The sequence below is a fragment of the Pseudorhodoferax sp. Leaf274 genome (genome assembly GCF_001422445.1).
Classification (GTDB): domain Bacteria; phylum Pseudomonadota; class Gammaproteobacteria; order Burkholderiales; family Burkholderiaceae_C; genus Pseudorhodoferax.
Genome location: NZ_LMNA01000030.1, coordinates 44,087 through 60,989, shown reverse-complemented (window position 1 = coordinate 60,989; position 16,903 = coordinate 44,087). Strand labels below are relative to the sequence as shown.

The following is a 16,903-nucleotide window of genomic DNA, read 5'->3' as shown; positions in this document are numbered from 1 at the left end:
ATCAGCGCACCACGGCGAGTTGCTCGCGCTGGCCACCCTTGTAGGTGTACAGCGTCAGCGCGCCGTTCTTGATGTCGCCCTTCTCGTCGAAGGCGATGTTGCCGGTGATGCCCTTGTATTCGATCTTCGCGAGCTCGGGCAGGTACTTCTCCGGCTCGGGCGAACCGGCCTTCTGCATGGCCGTGGCGATGACCTTCACGGCGTCGTACACGTAAGGCGCGTACAGCTTCACGTCGACGTTGTACTTGGCCTGGAAGTCGGCCTTGAACTTGTCCAGGCCCGGCTTGAGGTCGCCGTCCACACCGCCGGCCTCGGCGCACACGACCTGGCCGTCGGCCATCGCGTCGCCCGCCAGCTTGGACAGCTCGTTCGTGCAGATGCCGTCGCCGCCCATGAACTTGACCGTCAGGCCCAGTTGCTTGGCCTGGCGCAGCATCGGGCCGGCCACGGCGTCCATGCCGCCGTAGAACAGCACATCGGGCTTAGCGCCCTTGAGCTTGGTCAGGATGGCGTTGAAGTCGGTGGACTTGTCGGTCGTGAACTCGTGGCCGATCAGGTTGCCGTTGGCGGCCTTGACGGCCTTCTCGAATTCCTCGGCCACGCCCTGGCCATAGGCCGTGCGGTCGTCGATCACGGCGACGGACTTGCCGGCCAGCTCGCCCACGGCGTACTTGCCCAGTGTGCTGCCCAGGTGCACATCGTCGGCCACCACGCGGAAGGCGGTCTTGAAGCCCTGGCGCGTGTACTTGGGGTTGGTGGCGGACGGCGAGATCTGCGGAATGCCCGCGTCGCTGTAGATCTTGGAGGCCGGGATGGTGGTGCCCGAGTTCAGGTGGCCGACCACGCCCTGGACCTTGCTGTCCACGAGCTTCTGGGCGACCGAGGTGCCCTGCTTGGGATCGGCGGCATCGTCTTCGGCCAGCAGTTCGAACTTGGCCACCTTGTCGCCGATCTTGAAGCCGGCGGCATTGAGTTCTTCGATGGCCATGCGGGCGCCCAGCTCGTTGTCCTTGCCCAGGTGGGCGATGGGACCGCTGGTGGGACCGACGTGGCCGATCTTGACGGTGATGGTCTCACCGGCGGGTGCGGCAGCGGGGGCTGCAGCGGCTGGCGCAGATGCGGGCGCTGGCGCCGGTTCTTCCTTCTTGCCGCACGCGACGAGCACCATGGCGGCCAGGGCAACAGCGGTCCATTTCAACTGCATAAGAATCCTCCAAACAGGGAAAAACGAGAGAACAGGTTTATACATCGACCGGTATGCAATTTACGGGCCCAGCCGAGCCGGTCGGCAGAAACGCCACTAGGGGTTTCACGCAGGGGGGCGCTGGGCCAGTTCGGCCGCCACGGCCTCGGCAACCGCCTGCCGTACGACGAACTCGATCTCCTCGCGCAGCCGCGGCACCAGCGCGTGCGTGTGCTGCAGCACCATGCTGGCCACCGCGTCGTGCAGCTGCTGCTCCAGCGCGACGTCCACGCGCTGCATGACACGGTGCAGCAGCTGGTCTTCGAGCGCCTCCGCGCTGGGCAGCGCAGCCACCGGGGCGCGGGCCGGCACCGGCGCACCGGCAACCACCGGCGCGGGGGCCGGCACCGCGACGGGAACCGGCTCCACGCGCGCCGCGGCGCCGACGACTTCGGTCAGCACCGGCACGTAGCGCGGCGGCACGCGGGGCGCATCGTTCATGGCCGCATCACTCCTTGAGTTCCAGGTCGTGCCGCACGATGGCGTAGCCGCGCGCCACATAGTGCTTCCAGCGCCCGCGCGCCAGGGCGCGGTCGTCCTCGTCGTTGGCAACCACCTCGATCAGGCGCTCGAAACGCTCGAAGCCGGCCGGAACCAGGTCGCCCAGGTTCACGAGCACCGGCAGCGCGGGTGCCTGCAGCACGTCCACGGCCAGCACCACCGGCGAGGCGGCCAGCACGCGCGCCGGACTGCCCGCCATGCAATGCGGCACGAAGTCCAGCGCAGAGAAGGTCCAGAGCTGCTGGTCGAGCCGGGCGAGCATGTCGTCCGGGCCGCTGACGACGGCGCGCGCACCGCCGGCCACGGCTTTGCGCAGCAGCCGGCAGGCGTAGGCCAGCTTGTCCGGGGCGTTGAAGTGGAAGGCGATCTCGGTCATGCCCGCTGGCCGCGCCGGCGCATCAGGCCTTGACGCTGCGCCTGCGGGCAGGGGCCTTGGCCTTGGGCGCAGCGCTCGTGGCCGCCGCGGCCTGGCCCAGCAGGTAGGCCAGCAGCAGGCCCACCGGCCGGCCCGTCGACCCCTTGGCGGCACCACCCTTCCAGGCGGTGCCGGCGATGTCCAGGTGCGCCCAGGGCCGTGTGCCGACGAAGCGCTGCAGGAACTTGGCGGCCGTGACCGCACCGCCCGCGCGCCCCGCCACGTTGGCGACGTCGGCAAAGTTGGTCTTCAGGCCATCGGCGTAGTCGTCGTCGAGCGGCAGGCGCCAGCACGGGTCGAGCGCGCTCTCGCCGGCCTCCAGCAGCGCGGTGGCCAGCGCCTCGTCGTTGGAGAACAGGCCGCTGCGCACGCCGCCCAGCGCGACGACGCAGGCGCCCGTCAGCGTGGCGATGTCGACGATGGCCGCGGGCTTGAAGCGTTCGGCATAGGTCAGCGCATCGCACAGCACCAGGCGGCCCTCGGCGTCGGTGTTGAGGATCTCGATGGTCTGCCCGCTCATGCTGGTGACCACGTCGCCGGGCTTGATGGCGCGGCCGTCGGGCATGTTCTCGCAGCTGACGATCAGGCCGACCACGTTGATGGCGGGCTGGATCTCGGCCAGCGCGCGGAACACGCCCAGCACGCTGGCAGCGCCGCACATGTCGAACTTCATCTCGTCCATCTCGCCAGCGGGCTTGATGGAGATGCCGCCGGTGTCGAAGCTGATGCCCTTGCCGACCAGCACCGTGGGCGCCACGCCGCGCGCCGCGCCGTTGTAGCGCAGCACGGCCAAGCGCAGCGGTTCCTCGGAACCCTGGGCCACGGCCATGAAGCTGCCCATGCCCAGCTTGGCGACCTCGCGCGGGCCCAGCACCTCGCAGGTGATGCCGTTGTGGCGCGCCAGCGACTTGGCCGCGTTCGCGATCAGCGTGGGCGTGGCGTGGTTGCCGGGCCGGTTGCCCCATTCCTTGGCGAACTCCACGCCGGCCACCAGGCCCACCGCCTGGTCGAACGCAGCGCGGGCCTTGGCCACCTCGGCCACGGCCACGACGACCTGGGCCAGCTTGCGCGGCTCGGCCTTGGACTTGGTCGCGGTGTAGACATAGCTTGCATCGGCCACGGCGGCGATGGCCGCGCGCAGCGCCGCCTCGGTCCAGGGACCGGCGCAGCACAGCACCAGGCGCTTGGCCTGGCGCAGCGTGGCCATGCCGGCCAGCACGGCCTGGCGCACGGCGCGCGCACTGCCGTCGCCGCTGGCGGACAGCACCAATCGCGTGGCGGCCACGCCCTGCGGCTGGTACAGGGCCAGGGCCTTGCCCGGCTTGCCGTCCAGGTCGCCGGCCTTGCGTGCCTGCGCGATCCAGCCGGACAGTGCGTCCGTCCCCGCGACGGGTGCTTCGGGCACCAATACCAGCAGTGCATCGCACTTGGCGCCGGCACAGCCCGCAGCGTCGAGGGACTTGAGTTCGAAGTTCATAATCCAGCCTTTTTTCGGCTGGCGATGTTATTCCATTCCTCCCTACGCAAGGAGTTGGCCAGGGGCTTCGGCGCGACCTTCGTCGCCCTCATCACCATCGTGATGACCATGCTGCTCATCAGCACGCTGCGGCTGGCCTCGCGCGGGCGCGTGAATCCTTCGGACGTGCTGCAGGTGCTGGGCTACACCATCCTCGGCCACCTGCCCACCATCCTCACGCTGAGCCTGTTCGTCGCCTGCGTGGCCACGTTGTCGCGCATGTACCGTGACAGCGAGATGGTGATCTGGTTCACCTCGGGCCAGGGCCCGGCGCGGCTGTTCGTGCCGCTGCTGCGCTTCGCCTGGCCGATGCTGCTGGTGGTGGCGAGCATGGCGCTGGTGGTGTGGCCCTGGTCGAACCAGCAGATCCAGGAACTGCGCACGCGCTTCGAGCAGCGCAGCGACGTGGAACGCGTGACGCCGGGCCAGTTCCAGGAGTCGGCCGACGGCAGCCGCGTGTTCTTCGTCGACAAGGATTCGCCCGACGCGATGAACGTGAACAACGTGTTCATGTCGGCGCAGGATGCGAACAAGGAGTCGGTGACCTCGGCCCGTTCGGCCCGCACCGAGATCCGCGGTGACGACCGCTTCGTGCTGCTGACCGACGGGCAGCGGCTGGAGACCACCGCTGGCAAGGAGTCGCTGCGCATCAGCGAATTCCAGGAGTACGGCACGCGCATCGGCGACAGCAAGGCCGGCGGCGCGCAGCGCGTGAACCCGCGCACGCTGTCCACCATGGCGCTGCTGGCCGAGCCCACGCCCGCGAACCAGGCCGAGCTGTCCTGGCGCATCGGCTTTGCGATCGCGGCCTTCAACTTCCTGCTGCTGTCGCTGGTGCTGTCCAGCGGCAACCCGCGCTCGGCACGCAGCGGCAACCTGGTGCTGTCGCTGTTCGCCTTCGTCGTCTACTACAACCTGATCAACCTGGGGCAGAACTGGATCGCCAGCGGGCGCATCGGCTTTGCCACCTTCGTCGTGCTGGTGCATGGCGGCGTGCTGCTGCTGGGCCTGCTGGCGCTGGCGCAGCGGCACCACCGCTTCAGCCTGCGCGCCTGGCTGCGCCGCGGCCGCGCCCTGCCCGACCCTGCGCAAGCCACATGAAGACCATCCGCCGCCTGATCTACCGCGAGCAGCTGACAGCCGTGGCCTTCGTCACGCTGGGCTTTCTGGCGCTGTTCTTCTTCTTCGACTTCGTCGACGAGCTGTCGGACATCGGCAAGTACGGTGCGTCCGGCTACCAGCTGACGCATGCGCTGCTGTACGTGACGCTGCTGGTGCCCAACCATCTCTACGAGCTGCTGCCGATCACGCTGCTGATCGGCACCATCTTCGTGATGGCACGCTTTGCGCAGAGCTCCGAATACACCATCCTGCGCACCAGCGGCCTGGGGCCCTGGCGCGCGCTCGGCACGCTGGTGGCACTGGGCCTGGGCTTCGTGCTGCTGACCTTCGCCGTGGGCGACTACCTGGCGCCGGCGGCCGACCGCACCGCGCAGTTGCTGAAGGCGCGCTACCAGGGCCGCATCACGATCGGCCAGACCGGCGCGTGGCTCAAGGAAGGCCAGCGCGAACACTCCTACGCGGTCAACGTCGCGGCGCTGACCCCGGAAGGGCAGATGCAGGGCGTCCGGATCTTCGAGTTCGACGGCAGCAACACGCTGCGCTCGACTGTGCAGGCCACGGGCGCCCGCTTCGCGAGCGGCGCCTGGGAACTGGACGGCGTGCAGCGCACCGTGTACCGGCACGTCGGCGACGAGGCCAGCGTGCAGCGCGAGCGCGTGCCCACGCTGCAGTGGCCCACTGGCATCACCTACGAGATGGTCACCACGGCGCTGCTCAAGCCCGACCGCATGCGCACCATCGACCTGTTCCAGTACATCCAGCACCTGAACGCGAACCAGCAATCGGCCCAGCGCTTCGAGATCGAGTTCTGGCGCAAGGTGTTCTATCCGATCAGCTGCGTGGTGATGGTGGTGCTGGCCCTGCCCTTCGCCTACCTGCACTTCCGCAACACCGGCATCGCCGGCTACGTGTTCGGCGGCGTCATGGCCGGCATCAGCTTCTTCTTGCTCAACAACGTGTTCGGCTACATCGGCAACCTGCAGAACTGGCAGCCGTGGCTGACAGCGGCGGCACCGGGGCTGATCTACAGCGCCGTGTCGCTCGGTGCGTTCGGCTGGCTGGTGCTGCGGCGATGAAGGGCATCGTGCTGTTCGGCCATGGTTCGCGCGACGCGGCGTGGCGCCAGCCCATCGAGGCCGTGGCCGCGCGCATCGCGGCGCAAGCCGATGCGCCCGCGGTGCGCTGTGCTTATCTGGAACTGTGCGCGCCCGATTTCGCCACCGCCACCGCCGAGCTCGTGGAACTGGGCGTGACCGAGTTGCGCGTGCTGCCCATGTTCCTGGGCATGGGCCGACATGCGCGCGAGGATCTCCCCGCTTTGGTGCATGTACTGCAGGAACGCTGCCCCCATCTCAGCATTCAGGTGTTGCCGCCCGTGGGTGAGCACCCGGGCGCACTTGACCTGTTCGCCCAATTGGCGACTCTATAGATGATTGCGGCATAATGATTTTCGTCGTTAGGCGAAATCATTATGAATTTGCACCAGTTCCGTTTTGTCCAGGAAGCCGCGCGCCGCAACCTCAACCTCACCGAAGCGGCCAAGGCCCTGCACACCTCGCAGCCCGGGGTGTCCAAGGCCATCATCGAACTGGAAGAGGAACTCGGCATCGAGATCTTTGCGCGGCATGGCAAGCGCCTGAAGCGCATCACCGAACCCGGCCAGCACGTGCTGCGCAGCATCGAGCTGATCATGCGCGAGGTGGGCAACCTCAAGCGCATCGGCGAGCAGTTCAGCGCGGAAGACAGCGGCACGCTGTCGATCGCCACCACCCACACGCAGGCGCGCTATGTGCTGCCGGTGCCCGTGGCCAGGCTGCGCGAGGCCTACCCCAAGGTCAACGTGAGCCTGCACCAGGGCGCGCCCGACCAGGTGGCGCGCATGCTGATCGACGAGGTGGCCGAGATCGGCATCGCCACCGAATCGCTGTCGAATTACACCGAGCTGCTGACCCTGCCCTGCTATGAGTGGCAGCACGTGCTGGTGCTGCCCAAGGAGCACCCGCTGGCGGCCAAGGAGCGGCTGACGCTGGAAGACATCGCGGCCGAGCCCATCATCACCTACCACCCCTCGTTCACGGGCCGCACCCGCGTGGACCATGCCTTCGCGCAGCGCCATTTGACGCCGCGCATTGCCCTGGAGGCGATCGACTCCGACGTCATCAAGACCTATGTGCGGCTGGGCCTGGGCCTGGGCATCGTGGCCGAGATGGCGGTGCGCGACGACCCGGGCAGCGAACTGGTGTCGCGCCCCATGGGCCAGCTGTTCGGCATGAACGTGGCGCGCGTCGCCTTCAAGCGCGGTGCCTACCTGCGCAACTTCGTCTACCGTTTCGCCGAGCTGCTGAGCGACCGGCTGGACCGCAACCTGGTGGCCCGGGCGATGTCCGGCCAGGCCAACGACTACGAGCTCTGACCCCCCTTCCCTCTCTTTGCCCATCGCCATGCCGATCGCACCCCGCACCCCCACGATCCAGAGCAAGCTGCCCAAGGTGGGCACCACCATCTTCACCGTCATGTCGGCGCTTGCGACCGAGAAGAACGCGGTGAACCTTGGCCAGGGCTTCCCTGATTTCGCCTGCGACCCGCTGCTGGTCGACGCCGTCGACCGGGCCATGCGCGAGGGCCTGAACCAGTACCCGCCCATGGCCGGCGTGCTGCAGCTGCGCGAGGCTGTGGCGGCCAAGATCGAAGCGCTGCACGGCAAGCGCTACAGCGCGCAGGACGAGATCACCATCACGGCCGGCGCCACGCAGGCGATCCTGACCGCGATCCTGGCCATCGTGCGGCCCGGCGACGAGGTCATCGTGCTGGAACCCTGCTACGACAGCTACATCCCGAACATCGAACTGGCCGGCGGCACGGTGGTGCGCGTGCCGTTGGTGCCGGGCACGTTCCGGCCCGATTTCGACAAAATTGCCGCGGCCCTTTCCCCGCGCACGCGCGCGATCCTTGTCAACTCGCCGCACAACCCGAGTGCCACGATCTGGTCGGCCGAGGACATGCAGCGGCTGCAAGACCTGCTCGCACCGACAGACGTGTTCCTGATCAGCGACGAGGTCTACGAGCACATGGTCTACGACGGCCGCGCCCACGAGAGCGCGGCGCGCTTCCCGGGCCTGGCGGCGCGCGCCTTCGTGGTGTCCAGCTTCGGCAAGACCTACCACGTGACGGGCTGGAAGGTGGGCGTGGTGGCGGCGCCGGCTGCCTTGACGGCCGAGTTCCGCAAGGTGCACCAGTTCAACGTGTTCACGGTCAACACGCCCGTGCAGCACGGGCTGGCGCGCTACATGGCCGAGCCGCGGCACTACCTGGCGCTGCCGGCCTTTTACCAGGCCAAGCGCGACCTGTTCCGCGAAGGGCTGCAGGCCAAGACGCGCTTCAAGCTGCTGCCCAGCGAGGGCAGCTTCTTCCAGTGCGTGGACATCTCGGACGTCAGCGACCTGCCCGAGGCCGAGTTCTGCAAGTGGCTCACGAACGAGATCGGCGTGGCCGCGATCCCGCTGTCGGCCTTCTACGCCGACGGCTTCGACCAGCGCGTGGTGCGCTTTTGCTACGCCAAGGAAGACGCGACGCTGCGCACCGCCCTGGACCGGTTGGCCAGGCTCTGATCAGGTCTTGGCCGCCAGGCCGAGCCGCTCGATCGTGGCCTTCTCCGACGCGAAGCTCTCGCGCGCAAAGCGCGTGTAGTCCTCGGTGTTCTTGTAGATGACGGTCTGGTCGAACTTGTCGAAGGTGGCCAGCACGGCCGGGTCGTCCAGCGTTTTGCGGAACGCATCGTGCAGCACGCGCACCACGGCCGGGTCCATGCCCTTGGGGCCGCACACGCCGAAGGGCGAATCCGACACCGTCTGGTAGCCCAGCTCGTCGAGCGTGGGCACGTTCGGCCAGCGCTTGGTGCGCTTGCTGCCGTAGGTGGCCAGGAGGCGCAGCTTGCCGGCCTCCACATGCGGCCCCCAGCCCGTGGCATCGCTGGCCGACATCACGTGCTCGCCCAGCACCGCCTGCATGTTGTCGGCATTGCCCTTGAACGGCACGTGCACGAGCTGGATGCCGGCGCGCTGCGCGAACTCTTCCATCGCCAGGTGCGGGCTGGTGCCGGCGCCGGTGTGGCCGTAGGTCATCCTGCCCGGGTTGGCCTTGGCGTAGGCCACGTAGTCCTGGATCGACTTGATCGGCGACGTGGCCGGCACCACCAGCCCGAAGGTGTAGCCCGTGAGGCAGGCGATCCAGGTGAAGTCCCTGAGCACGTCGAACGACACCTTCTGCATGTGCGGGATCCGGAACACGCCGTGCGGCAGCTGCGACACCACATAGCCATCGGGCTTGGCATTGACGAGCTCGAGCGCGCCCAGCGTGCCGCCGGCACCTGGCTTGTTGTCCACGATGACGCTGGTGCCCAGGATGCGGCCCGCGCTGTCGGCGAGGGAACGGATCACGGCATCGGTGGAGCCGCCCGCGGGCCAGGGGCAGATGTAGCGGATCGGCCGCGCCGGATAGGCCTGCGCACGCAGCACGGCAGGTGCGGCCACGGCGGCCAGTGCGCCGGCAGAGCGGGCCAGGAACAGGCGGCGGTCGGTCATGGGTGCAGTCCTCGGTCGGAGTGTGGAAGGTCGCCGCACTGTAGGGACGAAGCCTGCGCGCCTACCGTAGGAAAACCCTCACCGTGTGTCGCGTCGCGGACCGGCGGACGGCGGCGCGGCACCGGGAGACCATCGCAGCACCACAACATCCCATAGAGGGAACGGCCATGACCCTGTCGACCATTCTGTTGATCGTGCTGATCCTGCTGCTGATCGGGGCCTTGCCCTCGTGGCCGCACAGCCGCAGCTGGGGCTATTACCCGAGCGGCGGCCTGGGCCTGGTCGTGATCGTCATCGTGGTCCTGCTGCTGATGGGACGCATCTGACGGCATGACCCAGCAAAAAGCCCCGCGGTCGCGGGGCTTTTTTGTGGCCGGCTGGTGCCGATCAGCCGAAGTTGGCTTGTGCGAACTCCCAGTTCACGAGCTTGTCGAGGAAGGTCTCGACGAACTTGGGACGCAGGTTGCGGTAGTCGATGTAGTAGGCATGTTCCCAGACGTCGACCGTCAGCAGCGCCTTGTCGGCGGTGGTCAGCGGCGTGCCGGCGGCGCCGGTGTTGACGATGTCGACCGAACCGTCGGCCTTCTTGACGAGCCAGGTCCAGCCCGAGCCGAAGTTGCCCACGGCCGACTTGACGAAGGCTTCCTTGAACGCGGCGTAGCTGCCCCACTTGGCGTTGATGGCCTCCATCAGCTTGCCGCTGGGCTCGCCACCGCCGGCCGGCTTCATGCAGTTCCAGAAGAAGGTGTGGTTCCAGATCTGGGCGGCGTTGTTGTAGATGCCGCCGCTGGACTTCTTGACGATTTCCTCGAGCGTCAGGTTCTCGAACTCCGTGCCCTTCTGCAGGTTGTTCAGGTTCACGACATAGGCGTTGTGGTGCTTGCCGTGGTGGTACTCCAGGGTTTCCTTGGAGTAGTGGGGCGCCAGCGCATCGATGGCATACGGCAGTTCAGGCAGCTTGTGTTCCATGTTCTTTCCTCGTGGGTGGGTTGGAGAAATGATGGGGTCTCTGGGGACGCGGCATTGTAGGAATTAAACGCGACCGGTCTTGCGCACCTGCAGATCGGCCTCGCCGTCGGCAAGGGTGGCGCGCACGGTGGCGCCCTGCGGCAGTTGCGCGACGCTGGTGACGGTGCCGCCGGCCGCGTCCGTGAGCCAGGCGTAGCCGCGCTGCAGCACCACGCGCGGGTCCAGCAACTCCAGGCCGCGGCCCGCATGCGCCAGCGCGCTGCGCGCGCGCTGCACGCGGCCCTGCAAGGCGGCATCCAGCCGCGGCTGCTGCACATCGAGCCGGTGGCGCCGCTGCGCCAGTTGCGTGGCCACGCCATGCTGCATGCGCTGGGCGAGCTGCGCCAGGTGCAGGCGCTGGCGGCCGGCGCCCTGGGACGGGCGGCCGAGCCGTGCGGCGGCCTGGTCCAGCCGCTGGGCGCGCGCATCCAGGCTACGCGTGGCGGCGTCGTGCAGGCGCGCGGCCATGCCGTCCAGCACGGCCAGCCACACTTCGCGCGGCTGCGCGGCCAGTTCCGCGGCGGCCGTGGGCGTTGGTGCGCGCAGGTCGGCCACGAAGTCGGCGATGCTGAAGTCGGTCTCGTGGCCGACACCGCTGACCAGCGGCACCGGGCTCTGCACGATGCAGCGGGCCAGCGCCTCGTCGTTGAAGGCCCAGAGGTCTTCGACCGAACCGCCGCCCCGCACCAGCAGGATCAGGTCGACCGGCGTGCCGCTGCCGGCGCGTGCGTGGCCGTACAGGCGCTGCAGCGCACGCACCAGGTCGGCCGGTGCGTCGGCCCCCTGCACCAGGGCGGGCGCCAGCAGCACCGGCACATGCGGCAGGCGGCGCCGGAGCGCGGTGACGACGTCGTGCAGCGCCGCCGCTCCCGGCGAGGTCACGAGACCGATGCCGCGCGGCAGGGCCGGCAGCGGGCGTTTGCGGGCCGGGTCGAACAGGCCCTCCGACTCCAGCCTTGCCTTCAGGCGCAGGAACTGCTCCATGAGCGCGCCGGCGCCGGCGCGCTGCAGGCTCTCGACCACCAGTTGCAGGTCGCCCCGCGCCTCGTACACCGACAGGCGGCCGCGCAATTCCACCAGGTCGCCATCGCGCGGCGAAAAATCGACCAGCGCGGCCGCGCGGCGGAACATCGCACAGCGGATCTGGCCTTGCCCATCCTTGATCTGGAAGTAGCAGTGCCCGCTGGATGCGCGCGAGAAGCCCGAAATCTCGCCACGGACCGCGACGGGATTGAATTTCTGCTCCAGGGCCCCAGCAATGGCGCGGCACAGCGCCCCGACCTGCCAGACAAACGGCGCCGTTGCAGGCATCAGCGGCGCATGCATGCGCTGGCCCTTGCTGCACCACAGCATTCGGCGGACGAATACTCCACAGCGCCGTGCCCAGGTGCTTCCCGCCCCTGGGAACACCCGATCCGTCCAGCACCCATGTAGCAATGCATTGATTTCATTGAGATTTTTTGTGCCCGCGTTTTAATCAAAGTGTCAAAGAGCCGCGCCAGTGCTGGGTTTGGCGCGCTGCGAAGCGAGTTCTTCACAAAGTTATCCACATCTCCTGTGGGTACCGTCCGACGGACGCCGACAGACGGCGCTGGCATGGGCAGTGCGGCGAGAAGCCCGAAAACACTGCGCCATAATCCGCGCAGCGTTCCATTGCCAGGGGAGATTTGCTCTTGTTTTCGATCATACAAGCCGCCGGTTGGCCCATCTGGCCCCTGATTGCGTGCTCGGTTCTCGCGCTGGCCCTGGTCATCGAACGCTTCATCAACCTGAACGCCCGCCGCATCGTGCCGCCGCGGCTGCTGGACGAGGCGATCACGGTGTCGCAGAAATCGGTGCCCGAGCCGGGCATCGTGACGCAGCTGGCGCAGGATTCGGCGCTGGGCGAGGTGCTGGCCAGCGGCCTGCGGGCGCTGAGCAGCAATCCGCGCTGTTCCGAGGACGACCTGCGGGCCAGCATCGAGAACACCGGCCGCGCGGTCGCGCACCGGCTCGAGAAGTACCTGACGGCGCTGGCCACCATCGCTTCGGCAGCGCCGCTGCTGGGGCTCCTGGGCACGGTGATCGGCATGATCGAGATCTTCGGCTCGCAACCCGGCGCCACCGGCGGTGCAGCCGGCAACCCCGCGCAGCTGGCGCAGGGCATCTCGATCGCGCTGTACAACACCGCGTTCGGGCTGATCGTGGCCATCCCCTCGCTGATCTTCTGGCGCTACTTCCGCGCCCGCGTCGACGGCTACCTGCTGACGCTGGAACTGTCGGGCGAGCGCTTCGCGCGCCACCTGAACGGCCTGCGCAAGAGCGCATGAACTTCCGTCGCCGCGGGGCGGAGGAGCCCGAGATCAACCTGATCCCGTTCATCGACGTGCTGCTGGTCGTGCTGATCTTCCTGATGCTGTCCACCACCTACAGCAAGTACGCCGAACTGCAGATCCGCCTGCCGCTGGCCAACGCCGAAGCGCAGCGCGAGCGCCCGCGCGAGGTGGTGGTGGCCATCGCCGCGGACGGCCGCTATGCCATTGATCGGCAGCCGCTGGACGGCCGCAGCGTGGAAGCGCTGGTGCAGGCGCTGCTGGGCGCCACCAAGGGTGTGCAGGACCCCATCGTCGTGATCAGCGCCGATGCCAGCACGCCGCACCAGGCTGTCATCACGGCCATAGACGCGGCGCGCCGCGCCGGCTTGCAGCAGCTCACCTTCGCCACGCAGCGGTCGGCCAGCGGGCGCTGAGGCCGGCCGGCACGACCCATGCGTGGCTGGCTCTCTGCGCTGCTGCCGCGGCTGTGGATGTCGCGCGTGTGGGCCTGGCCGCTGTGGCCGCTGTCGCTGCTTTACGGCGCGGTGACCGGCCTGCGCCGCCTGCTCTACCGCACCGGACTGCGGCGCAGCACGCGCCTGCCGGTACCGGTGCTGGTGGTCGGCAACGTGGTGGCCGGCGGCTCGGGCAAGACGCCGGTGACCATGGCGCTGGTCGAGCGCCTGCAGGCGCAGGGCTGGCAGGTGGGCGTGCTGTCGCGCGGCTACGGACGCAGCACGACCGACTGCCGCGAGGTGCTGCCCGGCAGCCCCGCCGCAGAGGTCGGCGACGAGCCCGCGCTGATCCGGCGCCACTGCGGCGTGCCGGTGTTCGTCGCGGCGCGCCGGGCCGAGGCCGGCCAGGCACTGCTGGCACGCCATCCCGAGACCAATGTGCTGGTCTGCGACGACGGCCTGCAGCACCTGGCACTGGCGCGCGACCTGGAAGTCTGCGTGTTCGACGACCGCGGCACCGGCAATGGCTGGCTGCTGCCGGCCGGCCCGCTGCGCGAACCCTGGCCGCGGCCCGCCGACCTCGTGCTGCACAGCGGCGAGCGGCCGGCGTTCGCAGGCTTTCGCGCACGCCGCCTGCTTGCGGCGCACGCGCGGCGGGCCGACGGCCAGCGCCTGGCGCTGGCCGAACTGGCAGATACGCCGGTGCTGGCGCTGGCCGGCATCGCCCGGCCCGAGCGTTTCTTCACCATGCTGCGCGCGGCCGGCCTGCACCGGATCCATGAACTGCCGCTGGCCGACCACCAGGATTTCCAGGGCTGGCAGCCGCCGCCCGGGGCGCCGGCTGTCTGGCTCTGCACCGAAAAGGATGCCGTCAAGCTGTGGGCGCAACACCCCGGCGCCTGGGCCGTGCCGCTGCAGGTGGAGCTCGAGGCCGGCGCCTGGCAGGTGCTGGACGCCCGGCTCGCGGCGCTCGGAACACCGCAGGTACCATAGCGCCCTTTCGATCCTTCCACCTCTTCATCCATGGACAGCAAGCTTCTGGAACTGCTGGTCTGCCCCGTGACCAAGGGCCCGCTGCAGTACGAGCGCGAACGCCAGGAACTGGTGTCGCGCAGCGCGCGGCTGGCCTACCCCGTGCGCGACGGCATTCCCATCCTGCTGGAGAACGAGGCGCGCACGCTGAGCGACGAGGAACTGGGGCTGTGAGCAACGCCGCGCCGCCCCAAGGTGCTGCGATGCGCACCTTCACGGTATTGATTCCGGCACGCCTGGCCTCCACACGCCTGCCCAACAAGCCACTCGCGGCGCTGGGCGACGCGCCCATGGTGGTGCGCGTGGCACAGCGCGCCATGCGCTCGCAGGCTGCACGCACCGTCGTCGCCTGCGACAGCGAGAAGATCATGCAGGCCTGCGCCGCCCACGGCGTGGAGGCCATCCTCACGCGCGACGACCACGCGTCGGGCAGCGACCGGCTGGCCGAAGCCTGCGCGCTGCTGGGCCTGGACGGCGACGACCTCGTCGTCAACGTGCAGGGCGACGAGCCGCTGATCGCGCCGCCGCTGATCGACGCCGTGGCCGCCCTGCTGCACGAGCATCCCGAAGCCAGCATGAGCACGGCCGGCCATGCCATCGACAGCGTGGAGGACCTGCGCAATCCCAACGTGGTCAAGGTGGTGTGCGATGCGCGCGGCCGGGCCCTGTACTTCAGCCGTGCGCCCATCCCGTGGTGGCGCGATGGCTTCGCCGACGGCGTCAACGCGCTGCCCCAACCGGCGCCGCTGCGCCATGTGGGCATCTACGGGTACCGCGCCGGCTTCCTGCGCAGCTTCCCGGCGCTGGCGCAGGCGCCGATCGAGCAGAGCGAGGCGCTCGAACAGCTGCGCGCCATGTGGCACGGGCACCAGATCGCGGTGCATGTGACCGAGCACGCGCCGGGGCCGGGCGTGGACACGGCGCAAGACCTGGAACGGGTCCGCAAGCTGTTTTGACGAACTGTTGCACCGGGGACTGACGCCCCCGGAGTGCATGCTATCCTTTGACGGAAAAGCACTGCGACGGCCTGCGCGCCGTCAGCGCTGCCGCCCAATATCTACAAGCAATCCGAGGACATCCATGAGACTGATTCTGTTGGGCGCGCCAGGCGCCGGCAAAGGCACGCAAGCCACGTTCATCTGCAAGCAGTTCGGGATTCCCCAGATTTCCACCGGCGACATGCTGCGCGCTGCCGTCAAGGCCGGCACGCCGCTGGGCTTGCAGGCCAAATCGGTCATGGATTCCGGCGCGTTGGTCAGCGACGACATCATCATCGGCCTGGTCAAGGAACGCATCACCCAGCCCGATTGCGCCAAGGGCTTCCTGTTCGACGGCTTCCCGCGCACGATTCCCCAGGCCGATGCCATGAAGGCCGCCGGCGTGAAGCTGGACTACGTGCTCGAGATCGACGTGCCCTTCGACGCCATCATCGAACGCATGAGCGGCCGCCGCACGCATCCGGCATCGGGCCGCGTCTACCACATCCGCTTCAACCCACCCAAGGCCGAAGGCCTGGACGATGCGACCGGCGAGCCGCTGGTGCAGCGCGAGGACGACAGCGAAGCCACGGTGACCAAGCGCCTGGACGTCTACAGCGCCCAGACGCGCCCCTTGATCGACTACTACACGCAGTGGGCCAAGGGCGACCCGGCGAACGCGCCCAAGTACCGCAAGATCGACGGCACCGGCAGCGTCGACGAGATCACCGCGCGCGCGCTCGCGGCCCTGGCCGCCTGATTCAGGCCGCCAGCAGGTCCAGCTGCAGCTGGATCCGCGCCTTGACCGGCGACAGCGCCCCGGCCCCGGGCAGCGCGTCGCCAGGCAACCCCATCACCTGACCCTGGTCGCAACGGCTGGCGCGCAGCACCCGCACGCCCGCGGCCTGCGCACGCAGCAAGGCGGCCTCCAGTGCATGGTGCACGCTGCCGTTGCCGGTCGCGGCGACCACCAGTCCCTGCACGCCATCGCGCACCAGCGCATCGACGCTGGCGCCGCTCGCGCCTGCATGGCTGAACACGAGCTCGACGCGGGGCCAAGCCTGTGGCTGCGCCGGCAGCCGCCCCAGCAGACCGGGGTCCGGCGCCGCCTGCGGCCAAGCGCGCAACTGGCGCAAGGCGCCCGCCTCCACATAGCCCAGCGGCCCGGCATCGCCCGAGCCGAACGCGTCCAGCCTGTAGCTGTGGACCTTGCGCACGTCGGCCGCCCCATGGACCACACCGGCGCAGACGGCCACGACACCGCGCGCGCCCGGCTGCGCCGCGACGGCCAGCGCATCGCGAAGGTTCTGCGGGCCGTCCGGCATGGCCGCATTGGCAGGCCGCATCGCGCAGGCGAGCACCACCGGCCTGGACGGCGCCAGCACCGCCTGCAGGAAGTACGCCGTCTCCTCCAGCGTGTCGGTGCCGTGGGTGATCACGATCCCCTGCACATGCGCGTGCGCCAGACCCTCGGCGCAGCGTCGCGCGAGCTGCAGCCACACCGCGGCGTCCATGTCCTTGCTGTCGATCTGGGCGACCTGCTCGACCTGCAGCTCGCATCCGGGCGGCGCGTCGAAGCCCGCCAGCAACTGCGCCACCCCGACCTGGGCCGCCTGGTAGCCCAGCGTGTCGCCCGGGCGCGGTGCCAGGCCCGCGATGGTGCCGCCGGAACCCAGGATGAGCAGCGTGCGCCGCGATGAACCGGTAAATGCTTCAGATGCTTGCATGCTTGTAGAAACTGATTGAAAATACAGGTACTG

At 68.9% G+C, this 16,903-nt stretch carries 20 protein-coding genes; 12 read left to right on the top strand and 8 right to left on the bottom strand.

What is annotated here, in order from left to right:
* Position 1: 1 nt before the first annotated feature.
* The 4 genes from ASF44_RS27120 to ASF44_RS27105 all read right to left on the bottom strand — a co-directional run bounded on the left by ASF44_RS27120 (position 2) and on the right by ASF44_RS27105 (position 3,636).
* Positions 2 to 1,204, bottom strand: a complete 1,203-nt coding sequence (locus ASF44_RS27120) for a branched-chain amino acid ABC transporter substrate-binding protein (protein WP_056902398.1) — start codon at positions 1,202 to 1,204, stop codon at positions 2 to 4.
* 105 nt (positions 1,205 to 1,309) lie between these two features.
* Positions 1,310 to 1,684: a hypothetical protein gene (locus tag ASF44_RS27115; RefSeq protein ID WP_056902397.1), complete on the bottom strand. Its 375-nt coding sequence runs from the start codon at positions 1,682 to 1,684 to the stop codon at positions 1,310 to 1,312.
* 7 nt (positions 1,685 to 1,691) lie between these two features.
* Complete coding sequence (locus ASF44_RS27110) at positions 1,692 to 2,120, bottom strand: DNA polymerase III subunit chi (protein ID WP_056902396.1); 429 nt, start codon at positions 2,118 to 2,120, stop codon at positions 1,692 to 1,694.
* Between the two features lie 22 nt (positions 2,121 to 2,142).
* A complete protein-coding gene (locus tag ASF44_RS27105; protein WP_056902395.1) occupies positions 2,143 to 3,636 on the bottom strand; it encodes a leucyl aminopeptidase in 1,494 nt (497 codons plus the stop codon).
* Positions 3,637 to 3,660: 24 nt separating this feature from the next.
* On the opposite strand from ASF44_RS27105, the gene lptF reads away from it, so the two are divergent.
* The 5 genes from lptF to ASF44_RS27080 are packed head-to-tail and all read left to right on the top strand — an operon-like array spanning position 3,661 to position 8,405.
* Entirely contained in the window at positions 3,661 to 4,776 is a 1,116-nt protein-coding gene (lptF, locus tag ASF44_RS27100; RefSeq protein WP_056902394.1) for an LPS export ABC transporter permease LptF, read from the top strand.
* Complete coding sequence (gene lptG, locus ASF44_RS27095; RefSeq protein ID WP_056902393.1) at positions 4,773 to 5,873, top strand: LPS export ABC transporter permease LptG; 1,101 nt, start codon at positions 4,773 to 4,775, stop codon at positions 5,871 to 5,873. The genes lptF and lptG overlap by 4 nt, the downstream gene beginning before the upstream one ends.
* Entirely contained in the window at positions 5,870 to 6,226 is a 357-nt protein-coding gene (locus ASF44_RS27090) for a sirohydrochlorin chelatase (RefSeq protein WP_056902392.1), read from the top strand. The genes lptG and ASF44_RS27090 overlap by 4 nt, the downstream gene beginning before the upstream one ends.
* 42 nt (positions 6,227 to 6,268) lie before the next feature.
* Complete coding sequence (locus ASF44_RS27085; protein WP_056902391.1) at positions 6,269 to 7,210, top strand: CysB family HTH-type transcriptional regulator; 942 nt, start codon at positions 6,269 to 6,271, stop codon at positions 7,208 to 7,210.
* Between the two features lie 28 nt (positions 7,211 to 7,238).
* Positions 7,239 to 8,405, top strand: coding sequence for a pyridoxal phosphate-dependent aminotransferase (locus ASF44_RS27080; protein ID WP_056903025.1), 1,167 nt, complete (start codon positions 7,239 to 7,241; stop codon positions 8,403 to 8,405).
* Here ASF44_RS27080 and ASF44_RS27075 read toward each other — a convergent pair whose 3' ends face one another.
* Positions 8,406 to 9,377 carry a tripartite tricarboxylate transporter substrate binding protein gene (locus ASF44_RS27075; RefSeq protein ID WP_056902390.1) on the bottom strand — a complete coding sequence of 324 codons (972 nt, stop codon included), beginning with the start codon at positions 9,375 to 9,377 and terminating at the stop codon, positions 8,406 to 8,408.
* A gap of 167 nt (positions 9,378 to 9,544) precedes the next feature.
* On the opposite strand from ASF44_RS27075, the gene ASF44_RS31340 reads away from it, so the two are divergent.
* Complete coding sequence (locus ASF44_RS31340) at positions 9,545 to 9,703, top strand: DUF3309 family protein (RefSeq protein ID WP_200930667.1); 159 nt, start codon at positions 9,545 to 9,547, stop codon at positions 9,701 to 9,703.
* 61 nt (positions 9,704 to 9,764) lie between these two features.
* On the opposite strand, the gene ASF44_RS27070 is transcribed toward ASF44_RS31340, so the two are convergent.
* Together ASF44_RS27070 and xseA are read right to left on the bottom strand one after the other, a co-directional pair.
* Entirely contained in the window at positions 9,765 to 10,346 is a 582-nt protein-coding gene (locus tag ASF44_RS27070) for a superoxide dismutase (protein ID WP_056902389.1), read from the bottom strand.
* Between the two features lie 63 nt (positions 10,347 to 10,409).
* Positions 10,410 to 11,711 carry an exodeoxyribonuclease VII large subunit gene (gene xseA / locus ASF44_RS27065; RefSeq protein ID WP_056903024.1) on the bottom strand — a complete coding sequence of 434 codons (1,302 nt, stop codon included), beginning with the start codon at positions 11,709 to 11,711 and terminating at the stop codon, positions 10,410 to 10,412.
* A gap of 347 nt (positions 11,712 to 12,058) precedes the next feature.
* Here xseA and ASF44_RS27060 point away from each other — a divergent pair, with 347 nt between their 5' ends.
* The 6 genes from ASF44_RS27060 to adk all read left to right on the top strand — a co-directional run bounded on the left by ASF44_RS27060 (position 12,059) and on the right by adk (position 15,903).
* Positions 12,059 to 12,694 carry a MotA/TolQ/ExbB proton channel family protein gene (locus tag ASF44_RS27060; protein WP_056902388.1) on the top strand — a complete coding sequence of 212 codons (636 nt, stop codon included), beginning with the start codon at positions 12,059 to 12,061 and terminating at the stop codon, positions 12,692 to 12,694.
* Positions 12,691 to 13,113 carry a biopolymer transporter ExbD gene (locus ASF44_RS27055; RefSeq protein ID WP_056902387.1) on the top strand — a complete coding sequence of 141 codons (423 nt, stop codon included), beginning with the start codon at positions 12,691 to 12,693 and terminating at the stop codon, positions 13,111 to 13,113. The genes ASF44_RS27060 and ASF44_RS27055 overlap by 4 nt, the downstream gene beginning before the upstream one ends.
* An 18-nt stretch (positions 13,114 to 13,131) precedes the next feature.
* Positions 13,132 to 14,127 carry a tetraacyldisaccharide 4'-kinase gene (gene lpxK, locus ASF44_RS27050; protein WP_056902386.1) on the top strand — a complete coding sequence of 332 codons (996 nt, stop codon included), beginning with the start codon at positions 13,132 to 13,134 and terminating at the stop codon, positions 14,125 to 14,127.
* A 30-nt stretch (positions 14,128 to 14,157) separates the two neighbouring features.
* Positions 14,158 to 14,340, top strand: coding sequence for a Trm112 family protein (locus tag ASF44_RS27045; RefSeq protein ID WP_056673586.1), 183 nt, complete (start codon positions 14,158 to 14,160; stop codon positions 14,338 to 14,340).
* Between the two features lie 29 nt (positions 14,341 to 14,369).
* Positions 14,370 to 15,122 (top strand): 3-deoxy-manno-octulosonate cytidylyltransferase, encoded by a 753-nt coding sequence (gene kdsB / locus ASF44_RS27040; protein WP_056903023.1) that lies wholly within the window; start codon positions 14,370 to 14,372, stop codon positions 15,120 to 15,122.
* Positions 15,123 to 15,246: 124 nt separating this feature from the next.
* On the top strand, positions 15,247 to 15,903 hold the full coding sequence (gene adk, locus ASF44_RS27035; protein WP_056902385.1) for an adenylate kinase: 657 nt from the start codon (positions 15,247 to 15,249) through the stop codon (positions 15,901 to 15,903).
* A 1-nt stretch (position 15,904) separates the two neighbouring features.
* On the opposite strand, the gene ASF44_RS27030 is transcribed toward adk, so the two are convergent.
* A complete protein-coding gene (locus tag ASF44_RS27030; protein WP_056902384.1) occupies positions 15,905 to 16,870 on the bottom strand; it encodes an asparaginase in 966 nt (321 codons plus the stop codon).
* Between the last annotated feature and the right edge of the window lie 33 nt (positions 16,871 to 16,903).